A 12,972-nucleotide genomic window follows, 5' to 3' on the forward strand; every position below is an offset into this window, starting at 1 on the left:
AGGGACGTCTCGTAACCCGGCGTCTGTCCGTTGAGGACGATCCTCGAGGATGTCTGGGTGCAGGTGATCTCCTCGACCCGCCCGGAGTGGATCTTTCCGTTCACCGGTTTGCAGCCCGCCCAGTTCCGTCGGCTGGTCCGCGTGGTCGCCGAGCGTGGCGGGGACGCGATCGCTGACGGCCGGCCGGGCCGGCAGTGGGCTCTTGACCTGCCCGATCGGGTGCTGCTCGTGGCGGCGTACTGGCGCACCAACCTGACGATGCGGCAGATCGGCCCGCTGTTCGGGGTGTCGCACTCCGCCGCGCACCGGGTCATCGACACTCTCGGACCCCTGCTGGCCCTGGCGCCGGTCCGCCGGCGCCCTGTCGACCAGATCGCCATCGTCGACGGCACGCTGATCCCGACCCGGGACCACCGGCTGGCCGCGCCGAGCAAGAACTACCGCTACTCGACGAACCTGCAGGTCGCCATCGACGCCAGCACCCGTCTGGTCATCGCCGTCGGTGACCCGCAGCCGGGCAACCGCAACGACACGATCGCCTACCGCACCTCGGGTATCGACCAGAAGTTGGCCGGACGCCCGGTCATGGCCGACGGCGGCTACCGCGGCAACCCAGAGGTGATCATTCCCTACCGCAAGCCCTCTGACGGCGGGGCGCTGCCGACCTGGAAGGAAGACCTGAATGCCCAGCACCGCACCGTCCGAGCGCAGGTCGAACACGCCTTGGCCAGGATGAAGTGCTGGAAGATCCTGCGCGACTACCGCCGCGCCGCCCGCACATTGACCGACACCGCTTCCGGCATCGCCCACCTGCACAACATCGCCCTGGCTCAGTGAGCACCAAGCCGGTCACCGGCAACGCCTTCACCGAGTTACGAGACGTCCCTTAGGCGGACATTACCCCGGACGGACATGCCGCGTTTGGCCACGCTCGTGGAACTTGTCTACGGAGGCTGGCCGGATCGGTGACTGCACTCTGACCGGTCGGGTACGCTCGCCGCTCATTCGGCTGACGCTGGCGCTGCCATCGGCCGAGCATTGCCCTAACCTGTTCATGCCTGCCCTGCTCGGACTTGAGAAGAACTCTCACTGCGGCTTAGATCGGGAAAGGTGACCGCCGACAAGCGAGCAACTAAGGGATTGTATGTCAGACGTGTTAACTTCGCCCGCCCCAGATTCAACCGAGCGTAAGACTCGCCACCGGCGCTCCTTGAAACGCTGGCAGAAGGCGCTCGTTGTCCTTCTCACGCTCGTGCTGGTCGGAGGGATTTGCGGCGGGGCCGGCACCCTTCTCCTCGTCGGACGCTATGAAGGAAAGACCCACCACGAGGACATCCTTGGGCCGATCGCCGCGCCCAAGGACGAGCAGCGCTGGAAGTCCGGGCCACTCGATCTGCTGCTGCTCGGCAGCGACAGCCGAGAGGGCGGGCTCGACGAGGGGAGCGTCAGCGGTCAGCGGTCAGACACCATCATGCTGGTGCACCTGAGCAAGAACCTCGACCGAGCCACAATCGTGTCGATCCCGCGGGACAGCTACGTCTACGTCCCTCCGGCCAAGGGCTGGAAGGGTGGCATGAACAAGCTGAACGCTGCGTTCGCCTTCGGTGGCGCACCCCATGCCGCCAAGACCATCACGCAGCTCACCGGGGTGAAGTTCGACGGGGCGATGATCGCCAACTTCGCCAGCATCCACAAGATGGTCGAAGCGGTCGACGGCGTGCGGGTCTGCGTCCCGTACAACGTCGGGTCGAGGTCCTCAGGCAAGGTGTGGGAGAAGGGCTGCCACCAGCTTGACGGGGCGGCGGCCGAGGAGTTCATGCGGCAGCGCAAGACCGTGCCGGGCGGGGACTTCGGGCGCATCCACGACCAGCAGCTGGTCGTCAAGGCCATCGCGGAGAAGGTCGCCGCGGAGGGCATGCTGCAGAATCCGTTCCGCCTGGACGGGTTGGTGGTGACGGCGGCCGAGGCGTTGACCATCGACAAGTCCCTCGACCTGCAGGAGTTGGCGTTGGTCGCCCGGAACATCAAGCCCGCGAACATCAAGTTCGCGACGGTGCCGTACACGAGCGCCAGCCTGAAGACCCACGCCGGCTCTGCGGTGAAGCTGGACGACGCGAAGGCGAAGGAGATGTTCGCCGCGATCCGCGACGACACCATCCAGGAGTGGCTCGCCGCCCACCCGCAGAAGGTCCCCGGTAGCTGACCGGAGCCCGGTCCCGATTGCTGACCAGCTCCGCGGAGCCGGCAGCCCCACAACCACCAGCGCCGCCTGCCCGCCGTCATCGCCACCCAGTTCCAACAGTGGGGCGGCGATCGAGGCGGGCAGGTTCTGCATCGTGAGCATCCACACCAGGCCCCAGCCCCAAGGGCAGGGCCACTGCTCGCAACGCGTCGGGTCGGCCGAGCAGCCGCACGGTGCCCACGGTGGGGCGTACCAGGCCAAGCAGCATCCGGAGCGTGGTGGTCTTGCTCGCGCCTTCGGACCAAGGAAGCCGTACACCTCCGCCGGCCCGCACGGTCAGGTCGAGTTCATGGACGGCGGTCAGGCCTCTCTACCGCCTGCTGAACCCGTCGGTTTGACTGGCACGTTCATGCCCTGACGGTGCCGGATGGCGGAGCCTCCAACGTCGTCCCGACAGCGGCTCCCTCAATGGGGCCAGGGGCATTGCCCCCGCGCCGGTGCGCCCGGACCACGCCCCGGGCCCACGTCAGCATGTCGCACCCGTCGTCCCGGCACTGCCCGCAGCGCCCAGTGGCCCGGTGCTCGCTCGGCTGCTCCCGATGCGCCGTGATCACCCGCTTGGCCGTCCAGAGCACCAGGGCCGGCGTGATCGGTCCGTCATCCATGGGCACTGCTTTACCTCCAAAAAGGAGCAGGTCCGGGCACCGATCCCCGATCAGGTGCCCGGACCGCTATCCGAGGTCCCGTTGGTTGCCGACCGGAGGGACCCGCCTTCGAACCTGCCATGGCTATCCATTGCTAGTCAAGCTCTCACCATGGGTGATTGAGTAGGAGATGCCGACCGGAGGGAACCACCGTGCCACCGCAGTACGCCTACCAACGCGTAGCCGAGGACATGACGAACCGGATCAAGTCCGGGGAGTTTCAGCCCGGCTCACGCCTGCCCAGCCGGGCCGAGCTGTGCGAGCACTACAAGGTGTCCAGCTTCGTTGCCGACCGAGTGTTTCTGATCTTAAAAATGCAGGGACTCACGGAGTCGCTGCCCGGTGCCGGGGTGTACGTCAAAGAGAACGGCTAGCGGTGACAGGGAACGGCCGGACGTCCAGGTCCGGGCCGTTCGTCCGTGCCGGGTCAGGCTGCCGCAGACGCCTTGCTCTTGTCTACCTAGGCACGTGTGTCGCTCCAGCCCGGCCAGGGCCGCAACGGCGCGCTCGCGGCTCTGCCTGGCCGCCTCCACCGCTTTGCCCGCGACGCGGGAGGAACAGCTGCCCGGACGTGCGCTGCTCCACGTCTGCCGTACCCGATCGATGTCGGCCAGGTTCCCCACCGCCGACTCCAGCGCAGCCACCACGCGGTCCAGGCGCGCGAGTCCGGCGTCGGCCTGGCAGTGGAGGTAGGTCAACCAGGCCTCTCGGCGCTCGGCGATCCCCTCGTCGGCCTGGAAGCGGCGCAGCTGCGGCGTCGGCGCCAACGGGCGGTGGTCTTGCCGGCGGCTTCGGACCGAGGAATCCGTACACCTCGCCGGCCCGCACGGTCAGGTCGAGTTCATGGACCTCAACGTCGTCCCGACAGCGGCTCCCTCAATGGGGCCAAGGGGGTTGCCCGCGCGCCGGTGCGCCCGGACCACGCCCCGGGCCCACGTCAGCATGTCGCACCCGTCGTCCCGGCACTGCCCACAGCGCCCAGTGGCCCGGTGCTCGCTCGGCTGCTCCCGATGCGCCGTGATCACCCGCTTGGCCGTCCAGAGCACCAGGGCCGGCGTGATCGGTCCGTCATCCATGGGCACCACTCCACCTCCGAAACGGGCAGGTCCGGGCACCGATCCCCGATCAAGTACCCGGACCGCTCACCGTGCCCGCAAGATCGCCGGGCGCCACGGGCTCTCTCTCACCGATCGTAGGCTTATACGAGCATGGACGTCTAGGAACGTAGCTAAAGAATCCGAATCGTCCCTGGTTGGCTAGCGTCGCCTCATGATCGATCCCGACGGCCCCGTGCCCGTTTATCGGCAGGTAGCGGACCTCCTGGCCGCTCGGATCTCCAGTGGCGAACTTGCGCCCCACCGGCCCATCCCGAGCGAGTCCACGATCGTCCAGGAGTACGGCATCGCACGGGGCACGGCACGGCGAGCGGTCGCCTTGCTGCGCGAGCGCGGGTTGGTCTACACCGTGCCGCAGCGCGGAACGTACGTCGGGCAGCCGGAGAGCTGAAACGACCCGGACCCTCACGGGGTCCGAGCCGTTCGCCCGAGGTGGCTCAGCCGGCCGCAGAGGCCCTGCTCCTGCCCACCTTGGCCGTGTTCCGCTCCAGCCCGGCCAGGACCCAAGCGGCGCGCTCGCGGCTCTGCCTGGCCGCCTCCTGGACGAGCTGCTGGTAACGGCCACCGAGGCCTTGACCATCGAGAAGTCCCTCGACCTGCAGGAGTTGGCGATACCCGCCGTCGGCGCCGAACGGCCTGACGGGCAGTGCAGCTAGCCGGAGACCAACCCCGACTGGTACGCGAAGACCACCAGCTGGGCCCGGTCCCGGGCGGCCAGCTTCACCATCGCCCGGCTCACATGGGTACGCGCCGTCGCCGGACTCACCACCAGCCGCTCGGCGATCTCGGCGTTGCTCAAGCCCTCCCCGACCAGCCCCACCACCTCCCGCTCTCGCTCGGTCAGCGTGTCCAGCCGGGGGTGCGGCCGGGGCACCCGGGCCGGCCGGGTGGCGAACTCCCGCACCACCCGCCGGGTCACCGACGGCGAGAGCAGCGCCTCCCCCTCGGCGACGAGGCGCACCGCCCGCAGCAGCTCGGCCGGCGGGGTGTCCTTGGTCAGGAAGCCGCTCGCCCCGTGTCGCAGCGCGTCGAAGACGTACTCGTCCAGCTCGAAGGTGGTCAGCACGATCACCCGGGTGCCGGCCAGCTCCGGGTCGGCGACGATCCGGCGGGTGGCCTCGATGCCGTCCACGCCGGGCATCCGGACGTCCATCAGCACCACGTCGGGGCGTACCTGGCGGGCCAGCTCCACCGCCCGCAGCCCGTCGGCGGCCTCGCCGGCCAGGGTGAGGTCGTCCTCGCTCTCGATCAGCGCGCGCAGGCCGAGCCGGACGAGGTCCTGGTCGTCGGCGACCACCACCCGGATCACCGCCGCACCTCCACCGGCAGCCGGGCGGACACCCGGAAGCCGCCGTCGGGGTCGGGGCTGGCGGTCAGCGAGCCGCCCAGCGCGGTGACCCGTTCACGCATCCCGGCCAGCCCGTGCCCCGCCGCGCCGGGCGCGCCCACGCCCCGGTCGGTCACCTCCACCACCAGCTCCTCCCGGCCGTAGTCGACCCGTACCCGCGCGGCGCCGACCCGGGCGTGCCGCAGCACGTTGGTGAGCGCCTCCTGCACCACCCGGTACGCGGCCAGGTCCACCGCGCCGGGCAGCGGCCGTGGCTCGCCGGTCACCCGCAGGTCGACGGCGAGGCCCGCTGCGGCCAACCGCTCCCGCAGGGCGTCGAGCCGGGCCAGCCCCGGCACCGGTCCTCGCTCGGTGCCCCGCCGGACCGCCCCGAGGGTGACCCGCAGCTCGTCCAGGGCCTCCCGGCTGGTCCGGCTGATCGCGGTCAGCGCCGCCTCGGCCTGCTCGGGCCGCTTGGGCATCAGGTGCAGCGCGATGTCGGCCTGCATGCTGATCGCCGCGAGCCCGTGCCCCACCACGTCGTGCACCTCCTGGGCGATGCGCAGCCGCTCCTCGTCGGCCTGCCGGCGGGCCTGCTCGGCCCGGGCCCGAGTGACGGTCTCGCGGTTGGTCCGCACCGCCACTCCCAGCGCGAACGGTACGACGACCCAGGCCGATCCGGGCAGCACCCCGGGCAGGCCGGGCGAGGCGCCCCGGGACCAGAAGACGTGCGCCAGGATCACCGCGAGCGCCGCCGCCCCGGCGACGGCGGCCGGCCGGATCGGCAGCCGGACCGCCACCGTGTAGACGGCGACCAGGAAGGTCAGCAGCACCGGCCCGTACGGGTAGCCGAGCACCAGGTAGGCGGAGACGGCGACGGTGACCACGGCGAGGGTGGCGCGGGGGGCGAGGCGGCGCCCGGTCAGCGCGAGGGTGGCGACCGTGACCAGGGCCAGGCAGCCGGCGTCGACCGGCGTGGCGCCGGGCTGGTTGCGGCCGGCCGGGCCGGTGGCGAGCAGGCCGAGCAGCAGCAGGACCACGGCCAGCGCCAGGTCGGCCGCCGCCCCCTGGCGACGGCTGCCGGAGTGTTCCCGCAGGCGCATGCCGATCATTCTGCCCCCGGTCCGGGCAGGCGTCGTCCGCCCGCGCGCGGCACCGCGGCTACGCCGCCGGACGTACCCGGCGGTCGGCGGTCGGGTCAGACGGCGGCCAGCACGGCGGCTTCGAGCCGGGCCCGTTCGGCGTCGGAGGGCCAGCCGCCGACCAGGTAGAACGCGTCCACCACGTCGCCGCCGAGGGTGGAGATCCGGGCCGCGCGGACCTGGGCGCCGGCCTCGTCGAGGGCGCAGGTCACCCGGTAGAGCAGCCCGGCGGCGTCGGCGGCGCGCAGCTCCAGCAGCACCGCGTCGGTGGCCGCCTCCCGGTGCCAGACCACTCGCGGCGCGGCCCCCTCCCCCCGCGCCGCGAGAGCCCGGCCGCGCAGCCGCTGGGTGACGGAGACGTCCCCGTTGACGGCGCGACGCAGGTCGGCGCTGAGCGCGATCGGGTCCGGCGCGAGCCCGTAGCGGGGCTGCACCCGGCACTCGACCAGGGCCCGGCCGTCGACCGTGGTGGCGTCCGCGGCCAGCACCTCCAGCCGGTGCAGGGCCAGGCAGCCGGCCACCGTCGCGAGCAGGCCGCGCCGGTCCGCCGCGGCCACCGACACCCGGTCCTCCGCCAGGTGTACGACCGGCAGCGGCCCCGCCACCAGCGCCGGGTCCGGGGCCGGGGGCGCGGGCAGGGCGCCGGTGTCCAGCGCGGTACGCACCCGGGCCACCAGCTCGGCGACCAGCCGCCCCTTCCAGTCCGACCAGGCCGCCGGCCCGGTGGCCGCCGCGTCGGCGCGGACCAGGGCGTGCAGCAGGTCCAGCGTGGTGGTGTCGCCGACCCGCTCGGCGACTCCGGCGATGGTCACCGGGTCGTCGAGGTCCCGCCGGGTGGCCACGTCGGGCAGCAGCAGGTGCAGCCGGACCAGCGTGCCGATCAGCGCCGCCTCGGGCGCGGGCAGGCCGATCCGGGCGGCCACCGCCTCGGCGAGGGGGGCGCCGACGGTGCTGTGGTCGCCGGGCAGCCCCTTGCCGATGTCGTGCAGGAACGCACCGAGCAGCAGCAGGTCGGGGCGGTCCACCTCGCGGGTGTGCCGGCTCGCCTCGTACGCGGTCTGCACCAGGTGCCGGTCGAGGGTGAACCGGTGCACCGGGTTGTGCTGGGGCAGGCTGCGCAGCCGGTTCCACTCCGGCAGCCAGCCGTCGATCAGGCCGTACCGGTCGCAGGTCTCCCAGGCGGGCACCAGACCGGGACCGGCCCCGAGCAGGGTGATCAGCGCGGCGCGGGCGGCCGGCGGCCAGGGCGCGGGCAGCGGCGGGCAGTACGCGGCCAGCCACTCGCAGGTGGCCCGGGCGATCGGCAGCCGGGTGGTGGCCGCGGCGGCGGCGATCCGCAGCGACAGGCTCGGGTCGGGGCGGGCGCCGATGGCGGTGCGGGCCAGCACCAGTTCCCCGTCGTGCTCGACGACGTCCCGGGCGACGGGCCGGCGCACCGGGCGGCCGTCGCCGCCCCGGCGGCGGCCGGAGCGCAACCGGTCGGCGGCCCGCCAGGCGTCGTCGAGGGCGTGGCTGACCGTGCGGGCGTCCCCGGCGACCCGGCGCAGCAGGACGTCACCGTCGCTGGCGGTGGCGACGGACTGCTGCGTGTCGTCGGAGCCGCCGGGCGGGGACTGTCGCAGGCCGAGCAGCCCGGCCACGCCGTCGCGTTCCTGCGCGATGAGCCGGTCGACCCGGCGGCCGACCTGCTGGTGCAGGGCGTCGCGGGTGTCCAGCAGGCGCAGGTGCGCGGCCCGGACGGCGGGGCGCAGCGCGTCGGTGATGCCGGCGGTGGCGATGGCCCGCAGCAGGCCCACGTCGCGCAGCCCGCCGGCGGCCTCCTTGAGGTCGCCCTCGAGCAGGAAGGCCAGCTCGCCGTGGGTACGCCAGCGGCTCTCGGTGATCTCCCGCAGGGCGGGGAGCCGGCGGACGGCGGTACGCCGCCACTGGTCGGCGGCGGTGCGGATGAGGGTGTCGGCGAGGGCCCGGTCGCCGGCGACGAAGCGCGCGTCGAGCAGCGCGAGGGCGACCTTGACGTCGTCCTGGGCCACCGAGAGCGCCTCGGCGAGGGTGCGCACCGAGTGGTCGAGCCGCACGCCGGCGTCCCAGACGGGGTACCACAGCGACGCGGCGAGCTCGTCGATGCCGGGCACCCCGGCGTGCAGCAGCACCAGGTCGAGGTCGCCGTGCGGCGCGCACTGCCGCCGCCCCAGCCCGCCGACCGCGACCAGCGCGATCCCGTCCCGCCCCGGCACCAACGCCCCCAGCCACCGGTCAAACCCGGCAGCCCGCTCCCGCCGCGCCGCCTCCCCGATGCCACCGACCTCGTTGATCAAGAGGTTTGCGTCACCGTTGTCGGTGTTTCCTGACGCATTCCTCTTGATCAACGAGGTCATGGTGGCTCCTAGAGGGCGTCGAGGCCGCGTTCGCCGGTGCGGACCCGGACGACCTCCTCGACCCCGGTGACCCAGACCTTGCCGTCGCCGATCTTGCCGGTCCGGGCGGCGGCGACGATCGCGTCCACGATCTTGTCGACGTCCATCTCGTCGGTGAGCACCTCGACCCGGATCTTGGGCAGGAACTCGACCGTGTACTCGGCACCCCGGTAGACCTCGGTGTGCCCCTTCTGCCGCCCGTACCCCTGGACCTCGCTGACGGTCAGGCCGGCCACGCCGAGGGCGTGCAGGGCCTCCTTCACCGCGTCCAGCTGGTACGGCTTGATGACCGCGGTCACCAGCTTCATGTCCAACCCCTCCATCCCAGGAACGTTAACCGGCGACCTTCTCGTTGACCGGCTCGGTGGCCGGTTCGCCGGCCTCGCCCGAAGCCGGCTTCCCGGCGCCCGGGGTGAGCCCGGCCAGCGCGAAGGCCCCACCGCCGGCGCTGCCGGTGGTCGGCGACATGTCGTACGCGCTCTCCGCGTGCTCGGCCACGTCGATGCCGGCGACCTCGTCCTCGGCGTCGGAGCGGAGCCCGATCAGCGCCTTGACGGCCAGCGCGATCACCACGGCCACCGCGAAGGAGTAGACCGAGACGATGCCGCTGCCCAGCGCCTGGCGGCCGAGCTGGGTCAGCCCGCCGCCGTAGAAGAGGCCCTCGCTGCCGCCCAGGCCCTCGATGGCCGAGTTGACCTGGAGGGTGGCGAAGAAGCCGATGGAGAGCGAGCCGATCCAGCCGGCGACGAAGTGCACGCCGACCACGTCGAGCGAGTCGTCGAAGCCGAGCTTGTACTTCAGGCCGACCGCCACCGCGCAGACCGCGCCAGCGACGAGGCCGAGCAGCACCGCCGGCAGCGGGGCGATGAAGCCACAGGCCGGGGTGATGGCGACCAGGCCGGCGACGGCGCCGGAGGAGGCGCCGACCAGGGTCGGCTTGCCGTTGCGCAGCCACTCGACGATGACCCAGCCGACCAGGCCGGCGGCCGTGGCGACCTGGGTGTTGACGAAGGCCACCGCGGTGGTGCCGTCGACGGTCAGCTCGGAGCCGGCGTTGAAGCCGAACCAGCCGAACCAGAGCAGACCGGCGCCGAGCGCGACCAGCGGGACGTTGTGCGGCTTGAAGCTCTCCCGGGGCCAGCCGAGCCGCTTGCCGAGCACCAGCACCAGGCCGAGCGCGGCCGCGCCGGCGTTGATGTGGACCGCGGTGCCACCGGCGAAGTCCAGCGCCTTGATCTTGGCGCCGATGAAGCCGCCACCCCAGACCCAGTGCGCGACCGGGATGTAGACCAGCGTGAACCAGGCGAAGGCGAAGAGCAGCCACCCGGAGAACTTCAGCCGGTCGGAGACCGCGCCGCTGATCAGGGCCACCGTGATGACCGCGAACATCATCTGGAAGACCAGGAAGACGTACGTGGGGATGCCGGTCCCCGCGCCGAGGAACAACCACTCCTCGCCGATGAAGCTGGTCTCGGTGCCCAGGTACTGGGTGAAGCTGCCGATCACGTTGTTGACGCCCGCGTTGTCGTTGGTGCCGAACGCGAGGGTGAAGCCGTAGATGACCCAGAGAACGGAGATGAGCCCGATCGCGGAGAAGCTCATCATCATCATGTTGAGTACGCCCTTGGACCGGTTGAGCCCCCCGTAGAACAGGGCCAGCCCCGGCGTCATGAGCAGCACGAGCGCAGACGACAGGAGCAACCAGGCGGTGTTGCCGGTGTTGATCTCCACGCTGCCTCCTCTCGGTGTGGAAGTCCTCCCATCCGACTGGAACCTGGCAGCATCGCCCGTCAGCCGGTTGGCGGGAAGCTTCGCCGCCGCCTGTTTCCTTCACCGACACCGCTCGATTTCCGACGCGTGACGGCTTGTTTCGGGCGTGTGAAGAACGTCGATCATGTTCGGCGGAAACGACGTGAGTGGCCGTCGCGCGCGCGACGGCCACTCATGTCGGGTCGACCGGGTCAGCGCAGGGCGTACTCCAGGGCGTGCCGCTCGTAGTCGAGCAGCCGCAGGTCGCGCATCGGGCGGCGCAGGTGGCCCTTGTGCACGATCCGCACGAACGCCGGCTCGCCGGCCGCCGCCATCCGGCGGATGCCCTCGACGTGGTCGACGATCCGCTTGCGGATGGTCCGGATCAGCCGGTGCCGGTCGCGCGGGATCAGCCCGTACGCGTCGGCGAAGAGCCGCAGCCGACGCGGCCGGTCCGGGTGCTTCCAGCCGAGGGTGATCGAGTCCCGGTCAGAGAAGATCGGCACCCAGGTCCAGGCCGCGTACGCCACGTCGTAGATCCGGGCGCCGGGCGAGGCGAGATCGAAGTCGATCAGCCCGAGGGTGCCGTCCGGCCGCCAGATGACGTTGTGCGGGGCGGCGTCGTGGTGGCAGATGACCTCGGTGTCCGGCGGGGGCGGGCCGAACGAGCGCCAGACCGCGCCGGGCGGCGGGGCGAAGCCGTACTGCGCGTCGTGGAACATCCGCAGCATGGTTGCCACCGTCACCAGCGCCTCGTCGGTGACCCAGTGCGGGGCCAGCGGGTACTCCCCGCACTCCCCCTCCAGGTACGACAGGACCTCCCGGTTGCGCTCGTCCATGCCGAGCGCGCGGGGCGCGCCGGTGAACCCGACGTACTCCAGGTGGCGCAGCAGGGCGTGCACCGAGGGCGTCCACGGGCCGGCGTTGCGCCGGACGGTGTCGCCGACCCGGACCACGGTGCTCACGTTCCCGCCGTGCAGCGGGATCTCCTGCGAGGTCACGTACGGTCTCCCCAGGGCCGGCGGCGCGTGGCGAGGGTCACGCCACCCGGCGAACGCGCGATCGTCAGTCGTCACTGCGAGGTTACGCGTCCCGGGCGAGCGGCTCGGTGCCGAGCAGCGCGTCGACGAACTGCGCCGGGTCGAACGGGGCCAGATCGTCCGCGCCCTCGCCCAGCCCGACCAGCTTGACCGGGATGCCGAGCTTGCGCTGCACGGCGATCACGATGCCGCCCTTGGCGGTGCCGTCGAGCTTGCTCAGCACCACCCCGGTCACGTTGACCACCTCGGTGAAGACCCGGGCCTGCTCCAGGCCGTTCTGGCCGGTGGTGGCGTCCAGGACGAGCAGTGTCTCGTCGATCGGGCCGTGCTTCTCCACCACCCGCTTGACCTTGCCCAGCTCGTCCATCAGGCCGATCTTGTTCTGCAGGCGACCGGCGGTGTCGATCACGACGGTGTCGGTGCCGGCCTCGATGCCCTCGCGGACGGCGTCGAAGGCGACACTGGCCGGGTCGGCGCGCTCCGCGCCACGCACGGTGATGGCGCCCACCCGGCTGCCCCAGGTCTCCAGCTGGTCGGCGGCGGCGGCCCGGAAGGTGTCGGCCGCGCCGAGGGTGACCGTCCGGCCGTCGGCGATCAGCACCCGGGCGATCTTGCCGCAGGTGGTGGTCTTGCCCGCGCCGTTGACGCCGACCACCATCAGCACCGCCGGCCGGCCGTCCTTGGGGGCGGTCCGCAGGGCGCGGTCCAGGCTCGGATCGAGGGCGTTGACCAGCTCGGCGGCGAGCAGCGCGCGCAGCTCGGTGGCCGAGCGGGTGCCGAGCACCCGGGTCCGCTCGCGGAGCCGGTCGACGATCTCCCGGGTGGCGTCGATGCCGACGTCGGCGGTGATCAGGCTGTCCTCGATCTCCTCCCAGGTGTCCTCGTCGAGGTGGTCGCGGCTGAGCAGAGCGAGCATGCCCTTGCCGAAGGCGTTCTGCGAGCGGGACAGCCGGGAGCGCAGCCGGACCAGCCGGCCGGCGGTCGGCTCGGGCACCTCCAGCGCGGGCGCCTCGATCACCGGCGGCTCGACCAGGATGCCGGTGGAGAGTTCGGCCTCGGGCGCCTGGACGGGCGGACCCGCCAGGTCCTCCTCGGCCCGGGTGTCGACCTCGGTCTTCGGCAGCGGCGGCTCGGGACGCCGGCGCAGCCGGGGCACCACCAGGCTGAGGCCGCCGAGGATAAGCACCGCGAGCAGGGCGAGCGCGACGAGGAGGTATTCCGTCATGCCGAAATCCTGTCAGATGCCGGCGGCGGCGTCTCATCGACCGCACCCCGTGGCGTCGGCCGGCTCCGGCGGTA

At 72.1% G+C, this 12,972-nt stretch carries 11 protein-coding genes; 4 read left to right on the forward strand and 7 right to left on the reverse strand.

The genetic code is table 11. The features are described from left to right. Positions 1-57: 57 nt before the first annotated feature. The 4 genes from M2302_RS16510 to M2302_RS16525 all read left to right on the forward strand — a co-directional run bounded on the left by M2302_RS16510 (position 58) and on the right by M2302_RS16525 (position 4,392). Positions 58-837 (forward strand): transposase family protein, encoded by a 780-nt coding sequence (locus M2302_RS16510; RefSeq protein ID WP_280838786.1) that lies wholly within the window; start codon positions 58-60, stop codon positions 835-837. A gap of 373 nt (positions 838-1,210) precedes the next feature. Next, positions 1,211-2,203, forward strand: a complete 993-nt coding sequence (locus tag M2302_RS16515; protein WP_280838787.1) for an LCP family protein — start codon at positions 1,211-1,213, stop codon at positions 2,201-2,203. A gap of 835 nt (positions 2,204-3,038) precedes the next feature. Beyond that, positions 3,039-3,260, forward strand: coding sequence for a winged helix-turn-helix domain-containing protein (locus tag M2302_RS16520; RefSeq protein WP_280838788.1), 222 nt, complete (start codon positions 3,039-3,041; stop codon positions 3,258-3,260). Between the two features lie 895 nt (positions 3,261-4,155). Continuing rightward, a complete protein-coding gene (locus tag M2302_RS16525; protein WP_154943422.1) occupies positions 4,156-4,392 on the forward strand; it encodes a winged helix-turn-helix domain-containing protein in 237 nt (78 codons plus the stop codon). A 261-nt stretch (positions 4,393-4,653) separates the two neighbouring features. On the opposite strand, the gene M2302_RS16530 is transcribed toward M2302_RS16525, so the two are convergent. The 7 genes from M2302_RS16530 to ftsY all read right to left on the reverse strand — a co-directional run bounded on the left by M2302_RS16530 (position 4,654) and on the right by ftsY (position 12,898). After that, positions 4,654-5,310, reverse strand: coding sequence for a response regulator transcription factor (locus M2302_RS16530; RefSeq protein WP_280838789.1), 657 nt, complete (start codon positions 5,308-5,310; stop codon positions 4,654-4,656). Next, positions 5,307-6,431 (reverse strand): histidine kinase, encoded by a 1,125-nt coding sequence (locus tag M2302_RS16535; protein WP_280838790.1) that lies wholly within the window; start codon positions 6,429-6,431, stop codon positions 5,307-5,309. The genes M2302_RS16530 and M2302_RS16535 overlap by 4 nt, the downstream gene beginning before the upstream one ends. Positions 6,432-6,526: 95 nt before the next feature. After that, a complete protein-coding gene (locus tag M2302_RS16540) occupies positions 6,527-8,845 on the reverse strand; it encodes a [protein-PII] uridylyltransferase (protein ID WP_280838791.1) in 2,319 nt (772 codons plus the stop codon). An 8-nt stretch (positions 8,846-8,853) separates the two neighbouring features. Next, complete coding sequence (locus M2302_RS16545; protein WP_170285500.1) at positions 8,854-9,192, reverse strand: P-II family nitrogen regulator; 339 nt, start codon at positions 9,190-9,192, stop codon at positions 8,854-8,856. A gap of 25 nt (positions 9,193-9,217) precedes the next feature. After that, entirely contained in the window at positions 9,218-10,615 is a 1,398-nt protein-coding gene (locus M2302_RS16550; RefSeq protein ID WP_280838792.1) for an ammonium transporter, read from the reverse strand. Positions 10,616-10,845: 230 nt separating this feature from the next. After that, the gene (locus tag M2302_RS16555) at positions 10,846-11,709 is read right to left on the reverse strand and encodes an aminoglycoside phosphotransferase family protein (protein WP_179803565.1); all 864 of its coding nucleotides are present in this window, start codon (positions 11,707-11,709) and stop codon (positions 10,846-10,848) included. Between the two features lie 7 nt (positions 11,710-11,716). Next, on the reverse strand, positions 11,717-12,898 hold the full coding sequence (gene ftsY / locus M2302_RS16560; protein ID WP_280838793.1) for a signal recognition particle-docking protein FtsY: 1,182 nt from the start codon (positions 12,896-12,898) through the stop codon (positions 11,717-11,719). Positions 12,899-12,972: the final 74 nt, after the last annotated feature.

The sequence above is a fragment of the Micromonospora sp. A200 genome (assembly GCF_029893845.1).
GTDB classification, from domain to species: Bacteria; Actinomycetota; Actinomycetes; order Mycobacteriales; family Micromonosporaceae; genus Micromonospora; species Micromonospora purpureochromogenes.

Bases quoted from the DNA above. Each gene is read 5' to 3' on its own strand.
- M2302_RS16525 (WP_154943422.1), top strand. From the start codon at position 4,156: ATGATCGATCCCGACGGCCCCGTGCCCGTTTATCGGCAGGTAGCGGAC.
- M2302_RS16540 (WP_280838791.1), bottom strand. From the start codon at position 8,845: ATGACCTCGTTGATCAAGAGGAATGCGTCAGGAAACACCGACAACGGT.
- ftsY (WP_280838793.1), bottom strand. From the start codon at position 12,898: ATGACGGAATACCTCCTCGTCGCGCTCGCCCTGCTCGCGGTGCTTATC.
- M2302_RS16535 (WP_280838790.1), bottom strand. From the start codon at position 6,431: ATGCGCCTGCGGGAACACTCCGGCAGCCGTCGCCAGGGGGCGGCGGCC.
- M2302_RS16545 (WP_170285500.1), bottom strand. From the start codon at position 9,192: ATGAAGCTGGTGACCGCGGTCATCAAGCCGTACCAGCTGGACGCGGTG.